32 protein-coding genes, 1 tRNA gene and 8 pseudogenes are annotated in these 25555 nt (G+C 52.5%); 13 read left to right on the top strand and 28 right to left on the bottom strand.

The features are described from left to right. Positions 1 to 190 precede the first annotated feature (190 nt). The 12 genes and pseudogenes from JCM10550_RS09225 to JCM10550_RS24895 form a co-directional block, all read right to left on the bottom strand. Positions 191 to 1086: pseudogene (locus tag JCM10550_RS09225) on the bottom strand (methanogenesis marker 12 protein). A 171-nt stretch (positions 1087 to 1257) separates the two neighbouring features. Further along, the gene (locus tag JCM10550_RS22720) at positions 1258 to 1434 is read right to left on the bottom strand and encodes a hypothetical protein (protein ID WP_245618966.1); all 177 of its coding nucleotides are present in this window, start codon (positions 1432 to 1434) and stop codon (positions 1258 to 1260) included. A gap of 4 nt (positions 1435 to 1438) precedes the next feature. Next, entirely contained in the window at positions 1439 to 1660 is a 222-nt protein-coding gene (locus JCM10550_RS22715; protein WP_245618964.1) for a hypothetical protein, read from the bottom strand. Positions 1661 to 1820: 160 nt separating this feature from the next. Then, positions 1821 to 2264, bottom strand: coding sequence for a PAS domain S-box protein (locus tag JCM10550_RS24930; protein ID WP_062398641.1), 444 nt, complete (start codon positions 2262 to 2264; stop codon positions 1821 to 1823). Next, positions 2261 to 2833, bottom strand: a complete 573-nt coding sequence (locus JCM10550_RS24925; RefSeq protein WP_172673829.1) for a PAS domain-containing protein — start codon at positions 2831 to 2833, stop codon at positions 2261 to 2263. Before JCM10550_RS24925 ends, JCM10550_RS24930 begins: the two co-directional genes overlap by 4 nt. Before the next feature lie 529 nt (positions 2834 to 3362). After that, positions 3363 to 3839, bottom strand: a complete 477-nt coding sequence (upp, locus tag JCM10550_RS09205) for a uracil phosphoribosyltransferase (protein ID WP_281175352.1) — start codon at positions 3837 to 3839, stop codon at positions 3363 to 3365. A gap of 11 nt (positions 3840 to 3850) precedes the next feature. After that, positions 3851 to 4000 (bottom strand): uracil phosphoribosyltransferase, encoded by a 150-nt coding sequence (locus JCM10550_RS24920; protein ID WP_281175351.1) that lies wholly within the window; start codon positions 3998 to 4000, stop codon positions 3851 to 3853. Position 4001: 1 nt separating this feature from the next. Next, positions 4002 to 4382, bottom strand: a complete 381-nt coding sequence (locus JCM10550_RS24915; RefSeq protein WP_281175355.1) for a solute carrier family 23 protein — start codon at positions 4380 to 4382, stop codon at positions 4002 to 4004. Positions 4383 to 4396: 14 nt separating this feature from the next. Continuing rightward, positions 4397 to 5044 (bottom strand): solute carrier family 23 protein, encoded by a 648-nt coding sequence (locus JCM10550_RS24910; protein ID WP_281175350.1) that lies wholly within the window; start codon positions 5042 to 5044, stop codon positions 4397 to 4399. A 46-nt stretch (positions 5045 to 5090) separates the two neighbouring features. Beyond that, a pseudogene (locus tag JCM10550_RS24905) lies at positions 5091 to 5273 on the bottom strand (solute carrier family 23 protein); the annotation flags it as partial. A 177-nt stretch (positions 5274 to 5450) separates the two neighbouring features. Then, the gene (locus JCM10550_RS24900) at positions 5451 to 5870 is read right to left on the bottom strand and encodes an undecaprenyl phosphate translocase family protein (protein WP_281175349.1); all 420 of its coding nucleotides are present in this window, start codon (positions 5868 to 5870) and stop codon (positions 5451 to 5453) included. Between the two features lie 11 nt (positions 5871 to 5881). After that, complete coding sequence (locus JCM10550_RS24895; RefSeq protein WP_281175348.1) at positions 5882 to 6244, bottom strand: undecaprenyl phosphate translocase family protein; 363 nt, start codon at positions 6242 to 6244, stop codon at positions 5882 to 5884. Between the two features lie 158 nt (positions 6245 to 6402). Here JCM10550_RS24895 and JCM10550_RS09190 point away from each other — a divergent pair. The 5 genes and pseudogenes from JCM10550_RS09190 (at position 6403) to mch (ending at position 11584) form a co-directional block, all read left to right on the top strand. Further along, positions 6403 to 7350 (top strand): annotated as a pseudogene (locus tag JCM10550_RS09190) (NAD-dependent epimerase/dehydratase family protein). 75 nt (positions 7351 to 7425) lie between these two features. Next, positions 7426 to 8608, top strand: a pseudogene (locus JCM10550_RS09185) (cofactor-independent phosphoglycerate mutase). Positions 8609 to 8879: 271 nt separating this feature from the next. Next, complete coding sequence (locus tag JCM10550_RS09175) at positions 8880 to 9359, top strand: hypothetical protein (RefSeq protein ID WP_157200123.1); 480 nt, start codon at positions 8880 to 8882, stop codon at positions 9357 to 9359. 65 nt (positions 9360 to 9424) lie between these two features. Further along, positions 9425 to 10567, top strand: a pseudogene (locus tag JCM10550_RS09170) (ORC1-type DNA replication protein). Positions 10568 to 10631: 64 nt separating this feature from the next. Next, positions 10632 to 11584: pseudogene (gene mch / locus JCM10550_RS09165) on the top strand (methenyltetrahydromethanopterin cyclohydrolase). 508 nt (positions 11585 to 12092) lie between these two features. Here the strand turns inward: mch and JCM10550_RS09155 are convergent. Beyond that, the gene (locus JCM10550_RS09155; RefSeq protein ID WP_062398631.1) at positions 12093 to 12371 is read right to left on the bottom strand and encodes a DUF1294 domain-containing protein; all 279 of its coding nucleotides are present in this window, start codon (positions 12369 to 12371) and stop codon (positions 12093 to 12095) included. Here JCM10550_RS09155 and JCM10550_RS09150 point away from each other — a divergent pair. The 4 genes from JCM10550_RS09150 (at position 12370) to JCM10550_RS09135 (ending at position 15224) form a co-directional block, all read left to right on the top strand. Continuing rightward, positions 12370 to 12606: a hypothetical protein gene (locus tag JCM10550_RS09150; RefSeq protein ID WP_062398629.1), complete on the top strand. Its 237-nt coding sequence runs from the start codon at positions 12370 to 12372 to the stop codon at positions 12604 to 12606. The two genes, JCM10550_RS09155 and JCM10550_RS09150, sit on opposite strands and share 2 nt — an antisense overlap. Positions 12607 to 12647: 41 nt before the next feature. Next, positions 12648 to 12721 (top strand) — tRNA-Val (locus tag JCM10550_RS09145). A gap of 770 nt (positions 12722 to 13491) precedes the next feature. Further along, entirely contained in the window at positions 13492 to 14259 is a 768-nt protein-coding gene (locus JCM10550_RS09140) for an Ig-like domain-containing protein (protein WP_062398627.1), read from the top strand. A gap of 215 nt (positions 14260 to 14474) precedes the next feature. Continuing rightward, positions 14475 to 15224, top strand: coding sequence for an Ig-like domain-containing protein (locus JCM10550_RS09135; RefSeq protein ID WP_062398626.1), 750 nt, complete (start codon positions 14475 to 14477; stop codon positions 15222 to 15224). Positions 15225 to 15330: 106 nt separating this feature from the next. On the opposite strand, the gene JCM10550_RS09130 is transcribed toward JCM10550_RS09135, so the two are convergent. From JCM10550_RS09130 to JCM10550_RS24890, 5 genes are all read right to left on the bottom strand, one after another. Further along, a complete protein-coding gene (locus JCM10550_RS09130; RefSeq protein WP_062398623.1) occupies positions 15331 to 15756 on the bottom strand; it encodes a GyrI-like domain-containing protein in 426 nt (141 codons plus the stop codon). A gap of 100 nt (positions 15757 to 15856) precedes the next feature. After that, entirely contained in the window at positions 15857 to 16399 is a 543-nt protein-coding gene (locus JCM10550_RS09125) for a protease inhibitor I42 family protein (RefSeq protein WP_062398622.1), read from the bottom strand. After that, positions 16386 to 16544, bottom strand: coding sequence for a hypothetical protein (locus JCM10550_RS18700; protein ID WP_157200121.1), 159 nt, complete (start codon positions 16542 to 16544; stop codon positions 16386 to 16388). Before JCM10550_RS18700 ends, JCM10550_RS09125 begins: the two co-directional genes overlap by 14 nt. 158 nt (positions 16545 to 16702) lie before the next feature. Next, positions 16703 to 17491, bottom strand: coding sequence for a protease inhibitor I42 family protein (locus JCM10550_RS09120; protein ID WP_083475409.1), 789 nt, complete (start codon positions 17489 to 17491; stop codon positions 16703 to 16705). 112 nt (positions 17492 to 17603) lie between these two features. After that, positions 17604 to 17735, bottom strand: coding sequence for a hypothetical protein (locus JCM10550_RS24890; protein ID WP_281175347.1), 132 nt, complete (start codon positions 17733 to 17735; stop codon positions 17604 to 17606). A gap of 242 nt (positions 17736 to 17977) precedes the next feature. Between JCM10550_RS24890 and JCM10550_RS09115 the strand changes: the two genes are divergently transcribed. Further along, entirely contained in the window at positions 17978 to 18652 is a 675-nt protein-coding gene (locus JCM10550_RS09115) for a hypothetical protein (protein ID WP_157200120.1), read from the top strand. Here JCM10550_RS09115 and JCM10550_RS09110 read toward each other — a convergent pair. The 9 genes and pseudogenes from JCM10550_RS09110 to JCM10550_RS24880 form a co-directional block, all read right to left on the bottom strand. Beyond that, positions 18631 to 19053, bottom strand: a complete 423-nt coding sequence (locus JCM10550_RS09110; RefSeq protein ID WP_083475408.1) for an HNH endonuclease — start codon at positions 19051 to 19053, stop codon at positions 18631 to 18633. The genes JCM10550_RS09115 and JCM10550_RS09110 overlap by 22 nt on opposite strands. A 67-nt stretch (positions 19054 to 19120) precedes the next feature. Continuing rightward, positions 19121 to 19258 (bottom strand): hypothetical protein, encoded by a 138-nt coding sequence (locus tag JCM10550_RS22705; protein ID WP_245618967.1) that lies wholly within the window; start codon positions 19256 to 19258, stop codon positions 19121 to 19123. Between the two features lie 284 nt (positions 19259 to 19542). After that, positions 19543 to 19725: pseudogene (locus tag JCM10550_RS24885) on the bottom strand (ATP-binding cassette domain-containing protein); the annotation flags it as partial. 59 nt (positions 19726 to 19784) lie between these two features. Beyond that, entirely contained in the window at positions 19785 to 20414 is a 630-nt protein-coding gene (locus JCM10550_RS22695; protein WP_245618962.1) for an ABC transporter permease, read from the bottom strand. Next, the gene (locus JCM10550_RS22690) at positions 20317 to 20910 is read right to left on the bottom strand and encodes a hypothetical protein (protein WP_062398614.1); all 594 of its coding nucleotides are present in this window, start codon (positions 20908 to 20910) and stop codon (positions 20317 to 20319) included. The genes JCM10550_RS22695 and JCM10550_RS22690 overlap by 98 nt, the downstream gene beginning before the upstream one ends. Positions 20911 to 21061: 151 nt before the next feature. Further along, a complete protein-coding gene (locus tag JCM10550_RS09090) occupies positions 21062 to 21343 on the bottom strand; it encodes a hypothetical protein (RefSeq protein ID WP_062398612.1) in 282 nt (93 codons plus the stop codon). 66 nt (positions 21344 to 21409) lie between these two features. Then, the gene (locus tag JCM10550_RS09085) at positions 21410 to 21838 is read right to left on the bottom strand and encodes a CARDB domain-containing protein (RefSeq protein WP_157200118.1); all 429 of its coding nucleotides are present in this window, start codon (positions 21836 to 21838) and stop codon (positions 21410 to 21412) included. A gap of 8 nt (positions 21839 to 21846) precedes the next feature. Continuing rightward, complete coding sequence (locus tag JCM10550_RS09080; protein ID WP_062398608.1) at positions 21847 to 22146, bottom strand: hypothetical protein; 300 nt, start codon at positions 22144 to 22146, stop codon at positions 21847 to 21849. A gap of 19 nt (positions 22147 to 22165) precedes the next feature. Beyond that, positions 22166 to 22291, bottom strand: a complete 126-nt coding sequence (locus JCM10550_RS24880; RefSeq protein ID WP_281175346.1) for a hypothetical protein — start codon at positions 22289 to 22291, stop codon at positions 22166 to 22168. 84 nt (positions 22292 to 22375) lie between these two features. On the opposite strand from JCM10550_RS24880, the gene JCM10550_RS18695 reads away from it, so the two are divergent. Together JCM10550_RS18695 and JCM10550_RS09075 are read left to right on the top strand one after the other, a co-directional pair. After that, complete coding sequence (locus tag JCM10550_RS18695) at positions 22376 to 22549, top strand: hypothetical protein (protein WP_172673827.1); 174 nt, start codon at positions 22376 to 22378, stop codon at positions 22547 to 22549. 336 nt (positions 22550 to 22885) lie between these two features. Beyond that, entirely contained in the window at positions 22886 to 23851 is a 966-nt protein-coding gene (locus tag JCM10550_RS09075; protein ID WP_157200116.1) for a hypothetical protein, read from the top strand. Here the strand turns inward: JCM10550_RS09075 and JCM10550_RS09070 are convergent. Further along, complete coding sequence (locus JCM10550_RS09070) at positions 23815 to 24354, bottom strand: hypothetical protein (RefSeq protein WP_062398604.1); 540 nt, start codon at positions 24352 to 24354, stop codon at positions 23815 to 23817. The two genes, JCM10550_RS09075 and JCM10550_RS09070, sit on opposite strands and share 37 nt — an antisense overlap. A gap of 105 nt (positions 24355 to 24459) precedes the next feature. Between JCM10550_RS09070 and JCM10550_RS09065 the strand changes: the two are divergent. Further along, positions 24460 to 25378: pseudogene (locus tag JCM10550_RS09065) on the top strand (radical SAM protein). The last annotated feature ends 177 nt before the right edge of the window (positions 25379 to 25555 follow it).

Below are 25555 nucleotides of genomic sequence, written 5' to 3'. Positions count from 1 at the left end.
TGTGCAGACATCAGAAAATGAATATAATCCAGATCAGAACATTTTGCAGGAGTCATTTTTCAGCATTACGAATTCCACAAAAAGTACAACGTGAATGTACATTGCCTTTGCGGTTGAAATGCTACCGCGTAAGTCCTAAATCAAAAATAGGAGGAATGGGTCCTAAGAGTATTCGGGAAATATCTCACCCTCACCGGTCAACCCCCCCAAGCCCCCCCAGCACCGACGTCACCCCCCCGCCAACAAATACATCCCGTGCAATCCGTGCACAGCCACGGGCCGCGACCCAGTCATCACAGACGATGACCGGCGTTGTGATCAGGCGGGAGACTTCCGCAGCAATGCCGGGTGCCTGTGACCCGGCGAGAGCGACCGGTGCCTCCGGTGCGAGCAGGCGCAGGGATGCAATCTCCATTGCCGCCCAGAGGGCGAGCGTTGCTGCCTGCAGATCGTCAGGGTGGTGTGGCGGACGCTGCGTGAAGGAAGGCCTCGTTTGCCGTCTCCTCTCCCCCCCGGTCAATCCGGCGGATCGCATCCACATCAAGGCACCGTGGGTGGTGCCCGGTGCAAAGACGCAGGCATCGAAGGCACCCGTGACGGCCCCCCCGTCTTTGACCAGCAGGCTCACCGTGTTGGAACTCACGTCTGCAACGATGAACGTCTCCCCCCCCAGTGTCTGCCGCACTTCATAGGCGATACCCAGTTTCTCCGGGCTGGTCTGGTGCGAATATGCCTTGAACCGGGGGGGATCCGTGGGGGGGGACCCGCGGTGGATGCCGGGGATGACCACCGTGGGAATGCCGGACGCGGCAATCTCGTCATAGACCGTGTCCCGCCGCCGGTGTGTTTGCCCGCACCCTCGCGGGTGATGATGCCGCGGTTTTTCACCTTCCGGATGTCGGTGATGGCAGTGAGGGCATCTCCCATTGAATAACAGACCGCGATGCCTTCAATCTCCTCTACCGGGCAGATACGTTCGAGTGCTGCAGTTGTGAATTCGGTCGCCTTCTCACGGGGTATCCTGAATTCTGCGGTATCCGATGCAAACCGCAGTGCTGTTGTGCCGTGGTCGATGCCAATATACATATCAAATCTGTATTAGTATCGGCAGTGGGGGGGCATTATACGGTTTATTACTTGTCACAAGGGACTCTGTGCGGGAATTTGATCTCTCCTGCGTCGCCTGCATGAGAGAAATCGCATGGAAGCGTCAGATCAGGTGTCAGCTATCAATGAAAATTAATGGGACAATGGTCATCATCCCTCACTTTTAATAATCCCGTCCACAAAGCCCTCAAGCTGTGACAGAGTGGAGGGGGGGTCGATGCCGTTTTCCACGGCGAGAAGTACTCCGGACATATCGAGTATCCGGAGTTTGCTGGTGATAAAATGGATGAATTTCGTCAGATTTACCGATGAGACATATATGAGCATACTGTTAACCGAATCCAGAATCACCCACACGTTTTCCCCCCTCAATATGTTTCAGCAACTCGGTGACGGCGATACCCATGTCTGTCAGGTTGGAGGGATTGTTAACAAATGTACAGTTTTCCGCGCCTTTCGACTCTTTTCCGATTGCATACTTCGTTATGGCATCGATGAAATAGACGTGATCGAGGTTTATGCCCCCCCTTCCGGTAATCCTTCCGGAGCACATTATACGGATCGTTCGTGCTGATGACAATCGCGGTAAAACCTTTATCCGTAATCTCCTTTATTATCTCAATATTTTTTTTCCTGATATCCTGTGGTTCCGAGAGGACCAGATATATCATCCCCCTCATTTTCCTCATTAAACGGCAAATCCATACGATCATCTACTCTGATAAAAATCTCTTTAGTTCGGCAGGCATATCATCAAAAGCCAGACTCACCGCTTTGTTCAGTTCATGAAGGTTTTCAACAATTTGTTCAGCATTTTTCGTCTGGATTTTTATCTGCAGGATCAGATCCTCTGTCGTGCATTCGCCTTTCTCCAGCCGTAGGATCAGTTCATCCATATTGTTTTTTATCACTTCGACAGGGTTTTTCAGCCGCATCGCGGATTCGCCGATGTACTCAATTATCTCGGCATGCAGTTTCTTTTCTGTCGTAATATCGCGCCCGATCATGATATATCCCAGCGTGATTCCATCGCCGTTTGTAAGCTCCCGGGTATTCCAGGATATGATCTTTTGGGATCCATCTTTACTGATGATTTTGCTCTCAAAATTATCGATATCTTTTTTGTTGGCAATGATACCGAGTATATTCTCGGTCACGGATTTCCGATATTCCGGGTCGGGATAGAGCTTTTTCCAGACGGCATTCCCCCTTTCACCTCATCTGCCGAGTAGCCGCTGATCTCCTCCGCCGCATTGTTCCACACCTCAATACGGGACTGCGGGTCAAGAAATGTGATCCATACGTTTGCGTTCATCAGCAGGGTTCGGAATTTTGCACCAAGGGATACGATTTCGGTAATATCCCGCCCCCCCATTGCGATATACCCCCCCAGAGTTTCATTGTTTTGATCAAGAACTTCTCTCGTATTCCATGAGATCTGTTTCTGAACCTTTTCTTTTGAGAGGATGATGGTTTCAAAGTGTTCCAGTTTTTGCCGGTTGAGAATGGCATCATTGATCTTTTCGGTAACCCCCCCTTTCCGATATTCCCGATCAGGATACAGCTTTTTCCATATGTCATTGCTTCCTCTGACTTCCCCCCCCGCGGTATACCCGCTGATCTCTTCAGCCGCGGTATTCCAGACAACGATGTTGCCTTTCGGGTCAAGAAACGTAATCCATACATTTGCATTCATCAGCAGGGTTTCAAAAAATCCTGTGGTCAATGATACTTTTTCAATAGAAAATTCACCGGGATTATCATTTGAATGCTGATCTCGTTTTTGCATCAGATTGGCCTCATGGGAAAACAGCGTGGCCAACATATATACTTATTGTATGACAATATGCAGGTCGGATCATGGATCTCAATAAAATACCACTGCATCTGCTGTTTCCCTGCTCCGGTATCGCCGCCTACAATTCACATTATTTGAGGTAAAAAATCCTGGCATCCGGTTAAGCAATGCATAAATAGTCCCTGAAATGGCCCACCACCCGGAAAAACGCGTCCACACAGACGGCCGGAGTGGCCCGATCTCAATCGGAGACAACCGATACATCCTCCAAAAAAATCTCCCAATAACGGCCGCTCAATAGTCTGCAATTCATCGTATTCTGAACAAATAAACCGCAAAAATGCCGTATTTTTCCGATCGTGAAAATTATCAGAAAATACGTCTGTTCTGCCCTTTAATTCCCCTGCACAGGGGGGGTTCAAAGAGGATGGCAAAAAAAGAATATAATGTCTGGTGATTACCGGGTGCCAAAGAGTCGGTCACCTGCATCACCGAGACCGGGGGGGATGATATATCCCTGTTCGTTCAGGTGACTGTCAATCACCGCAGGAATGATGTCGACGTCCGGGTGATCCTCTGCCACCCGGCGGATACCCTCGGGAGCTGCAAGAATGCAGAGCACCTTGATGTCCTTCACGCCAGCTTCCTTTAAGAGCGTGCAGACAGCAGATGTCGTACCACCTGTTGCGAGCATCGGGTCAAGAATGTAGTTGCGCCGTTCCTGCACATCCTCTGCCAGTTTGGCATAATATTTCTTTGGCTGAAGGGTGGTTTCGTCCCGGTAGTATCCGATGTAGCTGATACGTGCGGTCGGGATAACGGTCAGGAAACCCTCCTGCATGCCAATTCCCGCACGGAAGACGGGGGGGACAATAGAGGGATCTTTCTCTTTTACAATCTGAACTTCAATCGGGGTGCCCTGCCAGCCGGTCATGGTGGTGGTTGTCAGGGCAGATCCTTCGTTGCTTCATATGCAAGGAAGGTGGAGAGTTCCGTTACAATCGCCCGGAAATCCTTGGAGTTGGTTGCAGGATCCCGGAGCATCGTCACCTTGTGACGGATTAAGGGGGGGTGGGTTACCGGATAGACTGCCATATCAGAAATCCACCTCGACAACTGGTTCTTCTCCCTTCTTTGGTTCAGGGATGATCAGGTTCAGGACCACACCGATGATGGCAGCAAGACCGATGCCGGCAAGCTGGAAATCACCGATTGGAATGAAGAGCCCGCCGATTCCGGAGACGAGCACCACTGCAAGAATGGCGAGGTTCTTCGGAACCGTAAGGTCAACCTGGTTTTTCACCATCTGTTCAATACCCAGACTTGCAATCAGACCGAAGAGCAGAATCAGCACACCGCCCATCACCGGGCCGGGGGGGATGGTGCTGAGGAATGCGCCGACCTTGCCGATAAAAGCAAAGCATATCGCAAAGATTGCACCAAAGGTCATCAGGAGCGGGTTGAAGTGGCCGGTCAGTTTGACCGCACCCGTTACTTCAGAGTAGGTCGTGTTGGGGGGGGACCGCCTGCAAGTGCTGCTACAAAGGTTGCGACACCGTCTCCCAGAAGAGTGCGGTGAACGCCCGGGTCCTTGAGGTAGTCTTTGCCGGTCACCGAACTGATGGTGAGGATATCACCGAAGTGCTCGATTGCCGGTGCAATGGCAACCGGGAGGATGAAGAGAACTGCTGCGAGGTTCCACTCGGGGGGGAAGACAAACTGCGGGACTGCCAGCCATGTGGCTTTTGCGATGGGTGCGAAGTTGACCACACCAAGAGCAACCGAGACCACATACCCGACGGCAATTCCACAGAGGATCGGAATAAGTTTGAGCCATCCCTTTGCAAAGAGGAAGATGACCATCGTGGTCAGAAGCGAGATGCCTGATATGATGAGTGCGGTATTCACCGGGACGACCTGAGTGTCACCGGCAAGGCCGACTGCCATGGAGACGGCGACCGGTGCAAGAGAGAGACCGATGACCGCGATGACGGGGGGGCCGACCACAATGGGCGGGAAAACCCGTGTGATGATTCCCACACCGAAGTAACGCACACAGAAACTGAGAAGGACATAAAAAAGACCTGCACAGGCAAGACCACAGAGCGTTGAGGGAATACCCCCATGTTGCAATTCCAAATGTGATCGCCGGTATAAAGGCAAAGGACGATGCCAGAAAGATTGGCACTTTAAACCGCGTTATCACCTGGAAGATAAGTGTGCCCACACCAGCGGTGAAGAGCGCAACACCGGGGGGGTCAAGCCCGGTTAAAAGTGGCACCAGCACCAGTGAGCCGAATGCCACAAAAATAATCTGGAGGCCGCCAAAGACCTCCTTAATTCCAAATTCACCTATTCCAATATCCATTATTTCAATCCCTGAAAATCAATCATCAATGAACTATGATGTCGTAAGAAATTTGATGCCAATAATATTAGAGCTGATCTGTTCTGGTATGCCTGATATGTCAGGGCAAATGCATTTGAACCATTTATACAGAAAATAATTGAGATAGGGGGGGAATAATTTGACTGCCAATCATCTTTATTGGTTAACAGAATTAACAGAACCCGCCACCCGGCGTTTTGCATACTCCATGAGTACAATAAGGGTGATACCTGCAATGGTGAAGACGATGGCAGATACTCCGAATCCGCCTTCTTCTGTGATGATTCCCATAAGCATTCGCGTAGACCCGAGCATCAGTCCGGTGAGAAACGCCAGCATCACTGCGTGATGGGTGCGGAGGAGATACTGCAGTGTCCGGGAGAAGAGCAAAAGTCCGATGACCCCGCCTGTCATATAGGTGATGATCTCCGGGAGGGCAAGGGTGTGAATGGCATTCAAAAGGTATTCATACTGGTTGAAGAGGAGCGTGATGTAGGCCCCTGAGATGCCGGGGAGGATCATGGCGCAGAGCGCGACGGCACCGGTGAAAAAGAGCACAGGGAGGGAATGGCCCATGGAAACAGGGTTTAACCCCCCCGCAATGACATATCCAATGAACAACCCCCCCCGATGAGAAACGCTATGATGTCTGCTCCCCCCCGGCGATTGATCTCTGCAAATATGAGCACCGATGACGCAAGGATGATACCGAAGAAGAGCGCATAGGTCTCGACCGCGTAGCCGTTCAGAAGAAAGAGGATGATCTGGGACATGATGAGCGCTGCCACACCGATGCCTGCAATAAGTGCGCCCATAAAGAGGGGGTCAACCGCAAGCAGATCGTCCCGCAGCGCCTTCTTGTCTCTTTGGACAAGGTGCTGCAGAGTATGCAGATGGATATTGCCAATGGCATTGATGAGCCGTTCGTAGATGCCAGTGATCAGTGCCATCGTTCCCCCCCGGAGACGCCGGGAATAATGTCTGAGGCACCCATAACCATTCCTTTGAGGAATACAAGGATATATTCGCGGCTGATGCGGTCTGGTGTCACACTATTCTATGTGAAAAGAGAGTTTTTAATGGTATAGCAGACGATATTTCGTCAGCTATGAAATCGATCATCACCGGCGGTGCCGGATTTATCGGGTCCCATCTGGCAGATGCACTGGTCGCCCGGGGGGGGACGAGGTCATTGTCATCGACAACCTTGCAACCGGAACTGCTGCCCATCTTGCCGGACACATTGCATCGGATTCCCTGCTGCTTCTGACCGATGACCTCCTGGAGGATGGCTGGCAGGATGCATTTGCCGGTGCACAGCGGGTGTATCATGTCGCAGCAGACCCGGATGTGCGGGCCAGCGCAGGAGCGGCGTATGAGGTATACCGGCAGAATACCGAAGCTACGATGCGGGTCCTGGAGGCGATGCGGGTGCATGAGGTGCCGGAACTGGTCTTTACCTCGACCTCGACCGTGTATGGGGGGGAGGCAACGGTCATCCCGACACCGGAGGAGTATGCACCGATGATCCCCCATCTCCATCTATGCCGCCACCAAACTGGCTGACGAGGCGATGATCTCTGCCTACGCCGCCACATACAACATGAAGGCATGGGTATTCCGGTTCGCAAACATCATCGGCGAACGGAGCAATCACGGAGTAATCTGGGACTTCATGCACAAGCTGAAGGACAATCCCCGTGAACTTGAGATCCTCGGAGACGGCAAACAGACCAAGTCATACCTTGAGGTCACTGCCTGTGTGGAGGGTATCCTGTATGCGACAGAACACTCGGATGATACCTTCAATTTCTATAATGTCGGATCAGAGGACTGGATCAGTGTGACCGATATCGCAGATATCATCGTTGAGGAGATGGGCCTTGAAGATGTCACCTACCGGTTTACCGGCGGCGACCGTGGCTGGGTCGGGGGGGACGTCCCGAAGATGCAATTGGGCGTTGCAAAAATGCAGGCACTCGGCTGGGTGCCGCCGATCACATCTGCGGAGTCCGTGCGCATTGCGGTGCGTGCCCTGTTACAGGAGATGGCATAGTCCGCCATTTCTTTTGCCGGTAGTAAAAGAGATTTTTGAGAAAAACCATAACAGAACTACCAGAGGAATACCGATATGAAATACTTGATAATTCTCGGCGACGGGATGGCGGACTGGCCCTGTGAGGTGCTGGACAATCAGACGCCACTCGCATACGCAGATATCCCCCCCCACATGGACCGTATCGCCCGCACGGGCCGGTCCGGCATGCTGAAAACGGTAAAAGACGGGTTTGAACCGGGCAGTGATATTGCAAATCTCTCTGTGCTGGGCTATGACCCCGCCCTCTACTATACCGGAAGGGGGGGAGCCCTTGAGGCGGTATCAATGGGTGTTGACCTCGCACCGGACGACATCGCCTACCGCTGCAATCTGGTGACGGTGACAGACGGAATGATGCATGACTTCTCGGCGGGACATATTTCATCGGCGGAGGGAGCTGCGCTGCTGACATCCCTTGATGCCGCACTGCCGGACGTATCACTCTTTTCCGGTGTCTCCTACCGCCACCTGCTGGTGGTGCCCGACGGGGGGGCGGGGGGGGCGGAGACGACACCCCCCGCATGATATTGTGGACGGAGAGATTGCCGGACACCTGCCCACCGGTGGAGATGCCGCCCTGCTTGCAGAGTGTGTGCGGGTGAGCAGAGATATCTTTGCCGACCACCCGGTGAACCGGCAGCGCATTGCAGACGGGAAGGTGCCCGCGACCCAGATCTGGCCGTGGTCAGGCGGGAAAAAACCCCCCCAACTTCCGTCGTTTGAAGAGCGGTATGGCGTTCGTGGTGCGATGATCTCTGCGGTGGACCTGTTGAACGGCATCGCCCGGTGTGCGGGCATGGATGTTGTCACCGTCCCCCCCGGTGCAACAGGCTATCTGGACACGGATTATATGGCAAAGGCACGCTATGCAGTTGCAGCCCTGGAGACAACTGATTTTGTCTATATGCATGTGGAAGCGCCCGACGAAGCGGGCCATCTCGGCAGTGTGGAGGAGAAGGTGCGGGCCATCGAACGGCTGGACGAGGCGGTGGGGGGGTATATTCTTGAGCATGTGGAAGGGGGGGTCATTGCCCTCCTGCCCGACCACCCGACACCGGTTGCCTGAAGACGCATACGAGCGATCCCGTGCCGTTTGCGGTAATGGGACTCGGTACGGATGAGGTGGACTCTTACTCAGAAACTGCGGCAGAGAAGTTCATTCGGACTGATGGATGCGCTGGACTTTATCCTGATGCTGACAAAAAAGCACGAATAATCCGAAATAACGTCATCGAAAACAGAATAAAAATATCCCAAATCATTTTTGGAAAAACCGTTCGCATCATACGGCGGGTGCCATGGAATATGGGCATCAGACCCCCCCAGCTTCATCATCCGGTTGTCAGTGGGGGTAACTGTCATCATCTGCCCGGCACGGCACCTGCGTTTGCAGTATTACTTCTGTCCATCAGGCGATAAATACTCGCACCCTCCGCGGGGAAGAGATAACTACGGGGGGGCAGACATATCCTATACCCGACAGCAGTATGACACCGGGAAAACGACTGACAATTGGTGTGACCGTGAACCTTGAGCGGTACGAAAATCTCCGTGTGGCAGTGGAGGGGGGGGATGTCGATACCCTGGAGGACGCAGAGATGCTTGCCCGGTATCTTGACGATGTCCTGGCGGGGGGGTTCGGCAAAAATGATCAGGAGACCGAGAAACAGATTGCAAACTACCGGTTCCGGGTTCTGCCGGGGAGGGGCGATGCGGCGGATGACGCGGCTCACTCTGAACAGGAACAGAGCGATGCAGAACCAGATGTGCAGGGGAATGTGCAGTCAGCCGCCCAGACCAATGGGGTGACGGAATCCGGGGTTTTTGCACAGGCTGAAACCAGTATTCACTGTGCAGACTGTGGTGCTTTAATCTCCAAACAGGAAGACAAACTGGGCCATATCTTTATGGACCGGCCCCCCCTCTGCAAGCACTGTCTGGATGCCATACAGAAGGCACAGCACTGACCGTGTGCGTAGACGGAAAATAACAAACACTTATTCTTATATATCCCGCCGTAAGATTCTCTGGTATGAAGAAGAGCCTGCTGATGTGGGATGAGTCAATCTTTCAGGACATGGAAGTCTTTGAGTTTGACTTTGTCCCCCCCGGGCAGTTCGATTTTCGTGACACCCAGGAGCAGGAGCTTGCCTTCCAGGTACAGCCGGCTCTCCGCGGTGGGCGCCCCCTGAATACCATCTGCCGTGGTCTGCCGGGCACCGGGAAGACAACCAGTATCCGGAAACTTTTCACCGAGATTGAAGAGCACACCCAAAAGATTGTGCCGGTGCATATCAACTGCCAGATCGACAATACCAAATTTGCCATATTCTCCCAGATATTCCGGTGCCTCTCCGGGCATCTCCCTCCGGGTTCGGGGGGGACATCGTTTAAACAGGTCTTTGACGGGGTATGCCGCCTGCTGACCAAGGAGGACATTATCCTTCTGGTATGTCTTGACGATGCAAACTACCTTATGTATGGAGACGAGATCAACAAAGTACTCTACACCCTGCTGCGGCCCATGAATCCTATCCCGGCACAAAAATCGGGTGATCACGGTGATCTCCGATATGTCGGTTGACCTGATGCAGACGCTGGACGCACGGGTTACCTCCATTTTTCAGCCGACGGACATCTACTTCCCCCCCCTACGACGAGGATGAGATCACCGAGATCCTCCGCCAGCGTGTGAAGGAGGGATTCTACCCGGGGTGATAAGTGATGCAATGCTGGCACTCATCACCGAACATACGCTGAAGAGCGGGGGGGATCTCAGGGTGGGTATCGATCTGCTGAAACGGGCCGGGCTCAATGCGGAGAAGAACGCCCGCCGGAGTGTGGAACGTGATGATGTCTGCCTTGCCTATGAGGTGTCGAAATACCTGCATCTCACGGCGACCATCCGTGCCCTCCGGCCTGAGGAACGTGCCCTTCTGCGCCTGATTGCCGAACGTTCGCGGGAAGACACAGAGATGGCCGCAGGAAAGGTGCATGAGGCGGTGAAGGCCACTTCAATGAAACTGGGCTATACCCGGTATTATGAGATGATCCGAAAGTTCGATGCGATGCGGTTGATTAACCTGCACTACCGGGAAGGGAGGGGGGGAGGTCCCGTCTCATCACACTCAGGTATGATCCGGACCGGGTTATCGAAGAGATCGATCAGTGCTGACTCCACCAATTAACAATCCTTATCTATTTTGTTTAAACAATGTATGCGGTAGGAGATTACTCTCATGATCAGCATTAATGAACTTGCACTTGAGCTCTTTGAAGAGCTAGCAGAATATCCTGAAGACTTCAACGCAGTCTTCCACCAGCTCGACAACGGAGCACGCGTCGTTGACTGCGGTGTTCAGGCAAAAGGCGGCTACGCAGCAGGAAAACGCTTCACCGAGATTTGCATGGGCGGTCTTGCGGAGGTCTCTTTCCGGATAGGCCAGATTAACCACGTCCCGATGCCCTTCATCGAGGTCAACACCGACTTCCCGGCACTGGCATGCCTCGGCGCACAGGAAGCAGGCTGGAGAATCACCCACGAGAAGTACTTCGCAATGGGCAGCGGCCCGGCCCGTGCCCTCTCGCTCAACCCAAAGGAGTGCTACGAGCTCATTGGATACGAGGACGAGTGCGACTACGCCGTCATCTGTCTGGAGTCCGATACCCTTCCCAACGAGGCAGTGATGCAGAAGATCGCAGATGCATGCAATGTCGATGTCGCAAACGTCTGTGCGGTTGTCGCACCGACCGCATCCGTGGTCGGTTCCATTCAGTCGCCGGTCGCTGTGTCGAAACCGCTATCTACCGCCTCGAACAGCTCCACTACGACCCGAAGAAGGTCATCTGTGCATGCGGTTCAGCCCCCCCGATTGCTCCGGTGAAGGCAGACTCCACCAAGGCAATGGGCTGCACCAATGACGCCACCATCTACTGCGGAAAGATTAACCTGACCATCGACGGTGCGGATATCGCAGACTATGTCGATAAGATTCCGTCCAGCACCTCCTCTTCCTATGGCAAGCCGTTCTACGACACGTTCAAGGAGGCAAACTTTGACTTCTTTAAGATCGACCAGGGCCTCTTTGCACCGGCCGAAGTTACCATCAACGAGATATCGGAAGGCAAGGTCTACCGCTGCGGTGCGGTAAACCCCCCCGAAGTGACGCTCCAGTCCTTCGGCTACCTCTGAATATTTTCTCTTTTTTTAGGTTCCGGCGTCTCGGGTTTTTTCCTTCGTTCTTAGGACCGGCTGTGCACGCCCTCCGCATTTCTGCATACGGGAGGTGAGGTGCTGTCCGTTCGGTATGTGCCCTGACGTGAGAGATACTGCTGAAAAGAGAGAATTATGAAAACGATTTCGTTATCTTTTTTAGTGTGCGCCCGAATTCAGGAATAATGGCACACACCCCCCCTGTAAAAAACACCCGGATGTCCCGGCAACCGCTTCCTGTGCAATCTGTAAAACCGGCTGCTGCGATGAATGTATGGGTTCTCTTGGTGTCTGCACATCCTGCTGGTATAAGATCGTGGCAATTCTGTTCATTGTCATGATCGTGGGTCCCTCTTTTTCCTGGTACTTCTGGTGATTTTACCCCCGCATCTTTTTTTGAAACGGTCTGATTGTGCGAATGTATGTTTTGCAGAGGGGGGGTACTGTTCTCTTTGTTTCAGATTCGGTTCGTAGTCTCACCCCCGTCTCACATGATGAAGATGAGATAGCCAAACCAGATGATCGCACCGCAGTGCAGAACGAGAAAGAACGGGACCAGTTTGAACTTCAGTTTCTGTGTCTTGTGCCGGAATTGGCGCATGCCTGCATATGCCCCAAACGGCCCGAAGAATGCCATGAGGATAAGGAGCTTTTCGGATGTGCGCCACGCACCGTTTTCCGCCTTGCGCTTGTCCCGTCCGTAGGCAAGAAATGCGATGATATTTACCACGGCGTAGAGAGCCGCAGCGATGATGATATTCTGCATGGGGGGTATTCCGTTGTGTCGGGAGAAGGAGGAAGGGGAAGCGGACGAGGCACCGTTCCGGGATCTTCTCTTTTGGAAGATGTACGACGGCGTCTCATATATATCCCGCAGAAAGGAGTCTCGCAGAAGAATCGTGGAGGATGAAGGGGGGAAACGGGGGGGAGAGAAAAAAAGGGCAAAAGAAACATCCCGATGCCTGTTTGTCATCACCGGCCGGATGAATGGCAAGGCTTAATAACTTTGAAAAAAATGAATTTAAGGCACAACATGCACACAGGGCTTGTGGTCTAGTTGGTTATGACATCGCCTTTACACGGCGAAGATCCCCGGTTCGAATCCGGGCAGGCCCATTCGATTTTTGTATCCATTCTGATAAATCGGTCATCGAGAAATGTTCTGAGATCGCGGCAACCGCAAAAGGAAAACCCATGAACGATACAGGACGTCACCTTCTCTACCCAACAGAACAGTGATTCCGCTTTTTGTCTGCTGTGATACGACTCACATTACCAAGGACAATATCAAGGCATCGGGTTAAGAAACGCATAAATAACCCATAAAATGGACCAAAAGCGATAAAATCGCATCCACACAGAAGCTTGGAGAGGGCTGTTCTCAACCGGAGACAATCCATATATCCTCCCTAAATCACCGGCAATAGCGACCCCACAATAGTCTGCAATAAACTATCATTTGAGCGAATAAAAAGCACAATATCCGTATTTTTTGACAGTAACAACATGCAAAAAATACGTCCGTTTCACCTCCCAATTCCCCCCCATATGGGGGGGGCAAAAAGGGGGGGTGACAAGGGGTGACAAAAAAGAGGAGGGGATTGGGCCCCCCCGGTACCGTCATGCACCCCCCCACAGGTTTGCACATCTACGCACGTCTTCTTTCGATTCGCAGCATTTCCACAGAGTCTGTTTTTCATGGGAATGGTACTGTTATTTTCTCTCACAATCAGTGTGAACGGTTCCTTGTCTCCGTGAATGCTTGGCACAGAATTATCTTTTGAAACGATGATCGGACCACCGCTTCGGTACCGGTCAACGGACGGCTACCAGATACCGTTCCCGAAACCGGTGATACAGGAACAAAGAAAGGAACGGAGGTTACAATGAAAAAAATTGTTTTTGTACTGCTGCTTATTGCAGTGTTTGGTGGTATTCAGGTGGTGAGTGCCAATGGGGAAGCACCGGTGGCGGTGGATGATTGCTACAGTTTATGGTGGGACATGGCTGGACCAGAGGTTCATCCTCCCGTTTTACAAAACGACTATGATCCCAATGATCTTCCCCCCCTGACGGCCGAACTAGTGAGTGGTCCAAAGCACGGACGGCTTAGATATTTCAATCCATATGGTGGATTCTGGTATCTTCCGGACTGGTACTTTCTTGGCGAGGACACCTTCACATACCGGGTTTACAATGGATATGAATATTCAGAACCAGCATGCGTGAAAATAATCATGGGTCCAGCCGGTGGCTATATTCCAGATACCACAGAGGATGCATACATGATCTCTGCTGATACGACACTTGCCGTATCTGCTCCCGGAATTCTCGGAAATGATTATTATGATTTTCAGGATGCAGGCATGTCGGCAGTTCTCATTCAAAGTCCTGAACATGGAATTCTTTGTCTCAATTCAGATGGTTCATTCAGCTACACTCCTGATGCAGGGTTCGTTGGTACAGACAATTTCCTGTATGTAGCTGAAAATGAATGGTACTCTTTCTGGTTTAGCTACTACACCCCCCCGGTTACAATCACCGTGCATGAACCCGTAACACCGGTACCGGAATTTCCCGGCATGTTTGTGGTGATTGGTGGCATCATACTTGGAACGGCGTTCATCGCTGCAAGAATGCGAATCCACCGGTGACACCACCTATCACGATTTTTCAAAAAATAATCTCCATCACTCCACCAGGACTACAGCCTTAATCACAGCATTTTTTCCTCTCACAAACGGTGTGAACGGTTCATTGTTCTCGTGAGTGCTTGGCACAGAATTATCTCTTAAAACGATGATCGGACCACCGCTTCGGTACCGGTCCCGAAACCGGTGATACAGGAAAAAAAGAAAAGGAGCGAAAAATGAAAAAAATTGTCTTTGCACTGCTGCTGATTGCAGTGTTTGGCGGCATTCAGGTGGTGAGTGCCAATGGTGAAGCACCGGTGGCGGTGGATGATCGCTATGGTCGATGTTGGGACATGGCTGAACCCATGATTAACTCAGACATAGGTGTTTTACAAAACGACTATGATCCCAATGGCCTTCCCTTGACGGCTGAACTGGTGAGTGGCCCAACCCATGGGGGGGGAATGAACTTTCTGCCAGATGGCGGATTTTGGTATCATCCACATCCGCACTTCCTTGGCGAGGACACCTTCACATACCGGGCTTACAATGGATATGAATATTCAGAACCAGCTTGCGTGACAATAATAATTAGCCGTAATCAAGGGGGGGCACCAGACACAAGAGAGGATGCATATACTATTTCTGCTGATACCACACTGGACGTGCCTGCCCCGGGAATTCTCGGTAACGATTGGTATCCATATGAAGACATATGTGCATTTCTTATCCAAGGCCCGGAACATGGGTATCTGAGTCTCAACATAGACGGTTCATTCACGTATATTCCTGATGCCGGATTTGTTGGCACAGATGGGTTTCTGTATGTAGCTGAATATATCCATTTCAGCGACTACACCCCGGTAACAATCACCGTGCATAAACCCGGAACACCGGTACCGGAATTTCCCGGCATGTTTGTGGTGATTGGTGGCATCATACTTGGAACAGCGTTCATTGCAACGAGGATAAGAATTCATCGATAGAATTCTCTCATCACTCTTTTTCACCAAAAAATAAGTTCCTTTCACCCCACCGGCACGTAAATCTCGGTCAGAATATCCTCCTCAACCACTTCCCGGGGGGGGTCGTTTACGTACACCTCCCGAATCGGGCCGGTGACCTCCCTGCCGTTCTCGGCCATCCATGTGAAGATATCGGCATAGGTTGCTCCACCGCCCCATACGGCCCCCCCTTGTGGATGGCCTTCACCATCGTCCCGCCGGGCAGTTTGTAGCAGGTGATGCCCGCCGGACCTGCTGTCGTGAGGGAAACCGGTGCCGCCACCGGGACGGCAACCTCAATATCCGCGTTGCCTGTCTCCGCTGCCCGCATTGCTTCTTCAGAGGAAGTCTCGTGGCAGACAAAGACCGGCATCCCGCCGAATCCAATCTTCTTCTCTTCCATGTAGGTAAAAAGTTCCCGGAGCATCGCAGGAATCTCTTCCTGATAGAAACCGCGGCGGCGCATGCCAAGGACTGTCTGCGGTGCGATATCGGTGAGGGTAACATCTGTCATAATCGTTCACGCGAAGGTTGGCGGAATTGCCTATTTATTAGTTGGCCCGGCAGGGTGAAAGTGATACGGGAGACGAACAAAAAAGAATAAACCAGGAAGATTAAACCCCCCCGGCAAAGCTGATGGAGAATGAATTTTCATCCGATACTATCTCTTCCATCGGACGGCTATATCCTGCGTCAAAGCTGCCGAACGGGTTGCCGGAAAAATCCACCAGCCACTTACGAACGCCCCCCCCTTTGCCAGGCATCTGTTCTGTGGGCGGGACGAACGAATCTGCTGCAATATTTGCACTGCCCAAAACAGCGGCAGCCCACCGGAATCCGGTCGTCGGATTTTCATCCAGTGCGACAAGCACCGCATCCCCCCCTTTTGACACCGGGATGGTGGTCCCGTTGTCAGCAATGCTCACGTCCGCCACCGAGGTACCCACCGGTGCCACGTAGAACTGAATAGAGTAGGTCTGCTCCTCTTTCCTGATCCCCCCCTGCTGTGGGCGGACATACTCGGCACTGAATATCGCAATACCCGCCGCGTTTGGTTTGAGACTCCAGACACGCATACCACCCACCCCCCCAACAATGGTCTGTTCAGACGGGACAAATGCATCACCGGCGATAGTCATCCCGTCAACCGCAGTCACGTTCCAGGCATATCCTGTCGAGGGGGTTTTCAGGGAGGCTTATCTTAATTTCTTCCTGCATAGCCACCGGGACAATGTCCTGGTTGTTTTCCTCACCAACAGAAATATTCTGTGGCGCACATTTCGTAACGATAATATTTACCATGGCTGTTCGCTCGGGTAATGGCAGGATTACTTATTTAATTATAGGCTAGGCACTATAGAACCGAGAAGGGGTTGCAAAGGCCACCCCCCCATATTCCAATTGTTTCAAATGGTTCTGTCCCGGAGGGACAATGTAAAAATGGAAATGAAACGGGAAAATTAAACCCCGGTAAAGCTGACGGTGAAGGACTCTGCATCCACGGTCGTCTCTTCCCACGGACGGGCGTATGCCGCGTCAAAGCTGCCGGACGGTGCACCGGTGAAGGTCACCAGCCACTTGTGAACACCGCCTGCACCGACAAGGGGGGGCTTCTCTAAATGGGGGGGGACAAACGAGTCAGTGGCAATCTTTGCACTGCCCGCAACCGATGCATTCCACAGGTATCCGGTCGTCGGGTTTTCGTTCAGTGCAACAAGCACAGCACCGCCGTTTGGTACCGAAACGGTAGTTCCGTTGTCAGCACTGGTCACGTCCACCACGGGCGTGCCCTTGGGTGTCACGTAGAAGGTAACGGTGTATCTCTCGTCATCCGGCTGAATCTCTTCCCACGGACGGACGTATACAGCGCTGAACGTTGCGATGCCGGTCGCGTTTGGCGCAAGTGTCCAGACATGCACGCCACCTGCTCCGGGGGGGATCTGCTTTTCGGGCGGAACGAATGTGTCATCCGTGACGGTCAGACCGTCAACTGTAGTCACATTCCAGGAGTAACCGGTGGTGGGGGGGTTTTCCGGCAGAATCACCTGGGTCACGGTCTCCATACTCACCGGGACGATGTCGCGGTTGTTTTCCTCGCCAACAGAGACAAGGCTGACCATCTCCGGGGGGGTGGGTGCGTGGGTCTGAGTAGGTGTCGGTGTCCCTGCCGTATCAGTCGTGGTGCACCCTGCCACACAGAGAATGCCGACAAGGGCGACTGCCATCAAAATTCCATATACTGGTTTCATAGGCGCTCAGTGGAATATGGGCGGGCAGATTGATAAACCAAGCGATAATTACGAACTCCTTTGCACTCATGTACAGCCTCTGCAAAAAAGAGGTATTTTCCTCTTTCTGCTGTTACCGCTTCCGCCACAGCATCAGAAGCAGTAGCACGCCGAGGGCGACAATCTCTCCGAGGAATATGTAATAGTATGGTGTTTCTTCTTCTGCCCCCCCGGCCATCAGGGCAAATTGGCTGGGTTCCGTCACGTTCATACGGAGCGTCTGGAGATGTCTCCGTCCAAGACGTCCGGAACCACCACAGGGAAGGGATCTGTGAATGACGGGACATTGATTTATCTGGTATTTTTTTTGGTTTGTGTGGAACACAGGTACTGCCACCCATATGCTGGCCGATGGGTTTTACTGGTATCAGGAACATCAGGGAAGGATAAAGTGAGTAGAGGTGAGAAAATTTCAGGTTTATTCCGTATGGCGTAAAATCCGGAGAGATGCACTCATCCCTGCAGTTCCGGTTGGCTGCTGCTACTGTTGGTGCTGTCTGTGGTGTCCGGTGGATGCTCGATCTATTTTGGAACATGACACCGGATTCAGAGGATGATGACTCTGTTGTGTCAGTTGAAACTCCTTCCAGGCCATCCCCCCCGTCCCCCCCTGTCGATACTGTACCTCCGGAGACTATTTACACCCGGGAAATGATGCCAGAAAATGCAGATAATCAGGATGCCACAGCTACCGGCAACCCAATGAATTATAGCTCTCCCGGCTCGTTTTCTCTTACCTACACACCTCCTGATGGATATGTAGCAGAAGAGGATGAGATCCTTGCGATGCAGGTCCGGGTGATTCCGGAAGATGGTTTTTCCGCATCTGTTTCCCTGCGACTGGATATTGTCGTGCCATCTCCGGTCCTGCCGGTTGTCACCCTATGGAGTGGTTCATATGATCTGGGCACAATCTCCCCCCCTCCGTATCCCCCCCCGGTTGTCTGGTCCCTGCCACTTGACCCGGAGAATCCACCGGAGGGGTATGAGTGGGTCACTGGCGTTGCCCGGCAGGCGAAGGCACTGGGCATCTCCACGGTTTCTGTTAACGTCCGTGTCACTGCAGCGAGTGGGGAGCAGATGGTGACCGAATCTCCATCCTATACAGTCCGTCTCTCCTGAGATTCCCCCTGGCTGCTCCGGTGTGCATGGACACGGGAATGGCAGCGCTCGCAGAGGGTGATGAGATTTTGGGGGGGCGCATCGTTCGTCCGGTCACTGTCCCGGTGGTGGACGTGGAGATACTCCTCAGCGCCGCAGAGCCTGCACCGGTGTTCGTCCCGTGCCAGAATGTCTTTTCTGAGCTCTTTCCATTCCTTCAGGCCGTATTTGTCCCGCACCGTGACCACGATATCGTGGCGACGGCAGAAGAGGGCGTCGTCGTTGCGCTTTGCATACGGACAGGAGTAGCAGAGACGCCGGTAGGCGTTCAGTCCGGGCATGTCCCTGCAGGGCGGGATACCTCCGTGCTGAAATGAGGAAAGACTGCGCTGCAACTCAATTGCCTGTTTTGTCCGGGCCATATCTGGTAGGGATCGGGTAGCGAGAGAATCCATTAAAACACGATCCGTGCAGGGTGAAAGTAAAAACCTATGGAGAGGATGGGGGGGCATCCGGTCTCTCCGGCCGGTAATCCTCCTCGATTTTCCCGTCACGGAGACAAATCACCCGGTCAAAGTATTCCCGATGCCAGTTTTCATGCGAGACCATGATGATGGTCAGGTTCATCCGCTGGTTAATCTCCCGGAAGAGATCGAGCACCGCCCGCGAATTGGTGCTGTCCAGATTGGCACAGGGTTCGTCTGCAAAAAGGATCTCCGGGGTGTTGATGAGTGCCCGTGCGATTGCCACCCGCTGCTGTTCCCCCCCCGGAGAGTTCGGACGGGAGATGCGCCGTCCGGTCCCCCAGGCCGACCTGACTGAGAAGGTGCCTGCTGCGGCGTATATGCCTCTGTTTCTTCCCCCCCCTGCGCCATCGCGACAAGGGAGACATTCTCCTCTGCCGTCAGTTCGGGCACCAGTGCATAATCCTGAAAGATAAAACCGAACCGGGAGAGACGGAACATCCCCCCCATCTCCGCCTCGGAAAGAGAGCTGATATCACTGCCGGCGATAATGAGTGTCCCTTCAGTCGGGGGGTCCAGCAGACCGAGCATATGGAGGAGAGTGGATTTTCCCGACCCGGATGAACCCATGATGCCCATGAACTGACCCTTTCCGACCGAGAAGGAGACACCGTCAATTGCCCGAACCTCTACGGTGCCCATGACATAGACTTTCCTGAGATCCTCCGCCCGGATATATTCATCCACCCCCCCGTATCGCCTCCAGAATCCCTTCGTTTACCACCCGCCAGGCCGGGATGAACCCCCCCGCAACGGCAGACGAGATGAAGAGGAGTGTCGTATTCTCGATGATCATCGCCCACGTCACAATGGGGGGTCACATCCCCGTCCGGAAACTCAATCGGATAGGTGGTGAAGGTGAGCACCATCGTCCCGATGAGCAGGGATCCGAGGATGGCACCGATCAGGCAGATGAAGATCACCTGCATCACATAGGAGTTGATGATGATGCTTTTTTTCAGGCCGATTGCCTTGAGGATGCCGATCTGTTTGCGGTTGTTGAAGGTCTTAATCGTGGTCATGATAAAGATGAGCACCACGGCGATGACGAGACTGCCGAGGACACTGATCATGTTGATGATGGCAAAGGACTCAACCGATTCACTCACGACATCCGGCAGTGCCTCTTCCCATGTCTCGACATCCTCTCCGACACCAAATTCAAGAATCCGTTTCTTGACGAGCTGTGCATCTTCGGCTGAGATGGTCTTCACCAGCACTTCTGTTGCCTGTGCCCCCGCCGAGCCCGGTGACCACATCCATCTCGTCTTTTGTCACAAAGGCCATGTAATCCGCCTGATAGGACTTGGTGTTGAATATGCCCTTGATACGGTATTCCCTCACGACACCGTTTGCATACCGGACGATGACCGAGTCCCCGACCGTGGCACCCCCGAGGGAGGCATAGAATTCTCCGGTATCATCCTTTGAGCCTGCCACAAGGCTTCCGACGATGATCTGGTCCCGGTCTCCGCTGCCCAGAAAATCCCCCTCTTTCATGTGTTTGTGAAAGAGGGTGACTTCGGTCTCATCCCGCGGGTCAAAGGCATCGATCTCCATTGCAACCGTCTTATCCTCAAAGTCGATTGACCCCCCCGCCATGGGGTAGCGTGCGGAGGCCCGCACCACACCCGGCACCCGGTTGACCGTTGCAAGCAGTGTCTCTACATCATCAATGTAGCGGATATCCTCAGGCGGTTTAATGATCACATCCGATGAGATGTAATCGACGGTCTGCTCATAGTAGACATTCATTGCCCCCCCATAATCACCGACGGGAGAAAGATCATATTGGTGAGGACAAGAGCATGATGATGATATTCATCGCATTCCTGCCTTTGCCGCCCCCCCGCTGGATGGACCGGGCCGCAAGAAAGGCAGAGACTCTCAGATCATTAAACATCGCCTATGCCTGCCCTGCCTTCTTCCGGTATACCAGGAAGTAATAGGCACCACCGGCTGCAAGAATCAGGATGATCAGAAATCCAGCGATTGCTACGGTTGAGTCATTCGTTTTCACCGAAAGGGTGAGGTCAAATGATTCCGTATGCACGCCCCAGTCATCCTCCCAGATGACCGTCAGGGTATAGGGATAATCTCCGCCAGTTCCGCCGTCAAGAGAGAATACTGCGGGAGCATCATTGTTCGGTTTAATCTTGCCGATAAACGCCTCCTTTGTCCCCCTCAAAGGGCAGGTCAATATTTGCTGTGGTTGATATGGCCTCATCGGTGCCGGTGTTCTCCAGCCGGATAGTCATCTCAAAGGATTCTCCCCCGGCAATTCTGGCAGGATCGTGCGCACCGATGCGATGGAGAGTTCCGCGTGCCCATGGACGTCAAGAGTGAGGGAGTCTCTCTGCGTCACCGGCACACCGTCCACGACGGCGTAGGATATGTCCAGCGGAATTTCCTGTACGCTGTTCTCCAGCGACCGGCTGGTCACCAGACTGACCAGGATCACCTCCGACTGTCCGGGTGCCAGCGACTTCAGGTAGAAGGTTCCGGTCTCAAGAGGGCCAAAAAAGGGATTGTCGTCTGCAATCCGGATGCGGATGTCGTCAGCGGCACTCCTGCCACTGTTGGTGACGGTGACATTGCGGCGGACAGTCTCACCCGGAACCACGTATCCGTTTTCCTCCTGTGTCAGAACGAGCGTGGCAGTGCTGAGGGTGGCAATAGGCATATTCACATTCACCGGCACCGGATAGGTGAGCCCCCCTCTGCACCCCCCCGGACCCTCACACGCAGCACCGGGAAGTAGATGCCCGCCTTTTCCGGGGGGGCCCGGATCAGAAAGGAGAGGGTGACCTCCTGTCCCGGCCCAAGGTCGCCGGTGAACTGAGAATTCCCGCCGAGGACATCGATCTCATTTCTGCCGTCCAGAAAGACACTCGTAATCGTCGGGTTTACATCCGTCTGCGTGGTGATCTGCGTATCAGACATCGTCGCCGTCGAACTCTGTGCCGTATTCTTCAGGGTCACGGTGATCATGCCCGTATCCCCCCCGGCATCAGTACCGCGGGGGGGTAACCGTACTCTCTGTTGCCGTGACGGTCGGTTCATACAGTCCCCCCCCTGCCGCAATTCCTGTCAGTGCTGCTGCACAGATACAGAGCACACACACATATCGTATCATCTGCGAGTCTCCTTTTGGTATGCATAGCCTCGCCCCCCCGCCGGGTAATATAGCTAATGTGACCTTGGGCAATTAAAAAGAACGATGATCACGGATGTGACGTCCTCCCTTCTGAACAAGCCCGGAGTAGTGCCAGGCAAACATTACCGGCACAAAGATCATCAGGGCATCACTGCGGATACAACCGCATTTTATGCACACAATATGGAACTGAAATGGGATGCAGCCACAGGACAGGATGAATCGATACAGATTTAAAAGAAGATCATAATTTTTCTTCAGAAATCTCTTCTGCATACCCGTTCCCGAAATAATTTCAATACGGGGGAGGACATACCAACATGTGGAAATAGCCGGACATAAAGTCTGGTGGGTATATCAGGGAGTTTAAGGAATGAATGACAGTTATTCAGCAAAGCGCCGGCATCTCATTGATGAGATGCAGGCAGAGATTATCGATACGGATCAGAAAATCCTGGAATACAAAAAAACCCACGGGGGGGCGGGAAAATATGCACATGTTCTGATATTTGTTGCATTCATTATGAATGTCATTTTTTTATAGAACTGCCAAATTACAGCTTATTCTGGGTGGTGTCATCCTTCCTTCTCTTAATGTTTAATCCGATTATTCTGATGCTCCCCCCCACCGAAAAAGCAGACCTTGCATTTCCCTCAGGCAAAGGAGAAGAGATGGGAAGCTTTACCGGTCTCCTGCGTGATGCGGCAGCGAGTGCTGGCACGGCGGTTATGCGTGAACGCAAGCTCTATGCAGAGTCACTCTGGAATCTCTTCTTTATTAACTGCCAGCCAATAGCACCGGGCTTTATTCTGCTCTTTTCCATAAGCATCATCCTGGCTGTTGTCGGACTTGTCACCGGGTTCTTTGAACTTCGGTCAGCGGTAATACTCCTTGTCCAGTCTCTTGCGATTATTGGTTTTTACTTAGGTATAATGAAAATCAAACCGTATTCCCCCCCCGGTTTTTTCTCAGGAGTTATGGGAATCCGCACCGACATCTCACGCCGCATGAATCAGGGAATTGCAAACGGGATGAAATTCATCCTTGTCCTGGCCTTCCTCGCAGCCATCTCAGGAGTGCTGATACTGGGTGTCATGCTCCTTCCTGGGCAGACACTCTCCAGTGTAATGAGAATTGAAGGCTTTGTTGCCCTCGGCCCGAATGCCATTCCCCCCCTTCTCCTGGTATTTCTTTCACAACTTCTGGTTGTGCGGTATTTTCAGGGAATATACAGCAGAAAACTGGTTCTTGACCTCTCTGAATACAATCACGGGCTTCTGCAGGATACCATGCTCGGTTCTCTCCAGGCACTTCCGGAGATTCCTGATGAAGACACAGAAACAGAACTCGAAAGCATCAATAAAGCGTATAAACGGCTACATATGTTCAAGGTAGATGATCAGGCGTTTGCCGGATATTTCCCGGTGTGGATGATCGTCCCCCCCAACCTTGACGTGATGATAACACGGGCACCAAAAAAGAGAATCCCTGAGGATTCTTTTTACACTTCATCCCTGAGCATGATGATGACACCGTAATTATAGGGTTCAGAGGGATTGATCTGCATCCCGTCTTTTAATCCCACAACGTTGAGAGTATGAGTCTTCGTGTTCATGGGGGGGAAGATGCGATCCGTTTTTGATCGGTAGGGGGGGATACCTGAGGAGATGACATCGGTATAGGATGTAATCGTGAAATCTTTTGATACTTCTGCGTAATTGTAGGCAAATCCGACGATGAAGAGATTGTCCCCCTCACTTGCCATATTGCCCCCCGTTACGGTGGCATCAATATCAACGCTGACATATACGCCAAAGACATGTTCAATCGGTTCTGCCCGGATGGTTGTTTTGTAATCCGGCACATTTGCTGATTTGATAAAGATAGGATCAGTAACGGCCCACGCCTCTTCTTCAGTCGGGACGGGGGGGGTGATTACCGGTGTGGATTCAGCAGATTCGTCCGTCGTAGCACATCCACAGGCCATTACCGCGAGAAACAGTGTGATGATGACAAGGGTGATTGGTCCATTCCGCTTCATACTAAAAGATTTCCCCCCCCTGATATAAACCATGTTGGTCTTCCCGGGATTCGTTGCGTTGTTTCCATACGTTTATTATTGGTCTGTTACAAAATTGGCTATTGAATGGCATCAGGCGAATATCCTACTGCAACGGTTAACGGAGAAGAGATCCCGTACGACCCAGACGTCCTCAGGAAGATACAGGAACATCCGTGCTATAGCGAAAACGCATGTCACAAGTTTGGGAGAATGCACCTCCCGATTGCACCCAAATGCAATATCCAGTGTAACTACTGTATCCGGGACTTTGACTGCGTTAACGAAAGCCGCCCCGGCGTATGCAGTAAGGTGCTCTCCCCCGGAAGAAGCACTCGTGCTGGTCCGTGAAGTGATGGCGAAGTTCTCCTACATCAAGGTCATAGGCATTGCAGGGCCGGGCGACCCCCCCCTTGCAAACGACGAGACCTTCGAAGCACTACGTATGTTAAAGGAAGAATTTCCCGTTCCCATCAAGTGTCTGTCCACAAATGGACTGATGCTTCCTGAGTATGTTGATCTCCTTGATGAGTATGATGTAGGAAACATTACGGTGACCTGCAATGCGATTGACCCGGAAATCGGCGAGAAAATATACTCCTTTGTCGAGTGGGAAGGGAAGAAACTGCATGGACGCGAGGCAGCAGAGCGCCTTCTTGCACAGCAGTTGAAAGGTATTGAAATGGCCGTAGAACGTAAGATGCTTGTCAAGGTGAACACGGTGCTCATCCCGGGTGTCAATGACCACCATGTCGTTGATATCGCAAAGAAAATGGGGGGGGAGATGGGTGTCTATACCTTCAATATCATCCCGGTCATCCCCCCCCAGTATAAGTTTGCCCATATAACTCCGCCCACGCTCGCGGACAAGAAGGAAATGCATGATGCATGTGCCCCCCCGTTTGTCCGCCAGATGAGGCACTGTGCACGCTGCCGCTCTGACGCCATCGGAAAGCTCGGAAAAGATGTGCAGGATGAGATATACCGGAACTGCGGGTCACAGTAATAGCTCTCCCATACTTTTTCTGATTCTATCCCGTGTTTTGTTTCCGGACATCCGGGATAATATCTGAATATTATACTACCCGTATCATTTCAATTTGAACGCGATTCGGAGCAAATATCCATACCCGCATAAATGCGGGAAAATATTGGGCATTATGTGGAGGATCCGGTTACATGG

The sequence above is a fragment of the Methanogenium cariaci JCM 10550 genome (assembly GCF_001315945.1).
GTDB lineage: Archaea > Halobacteriota > Methanomicrobia > Methanomicrobiales > Methanomicrobiaceae > Methanogenium > Methanogenium cariaci.
This window is presented reverse-complemented; position numbering and strand designations above follow the sequence as displayed.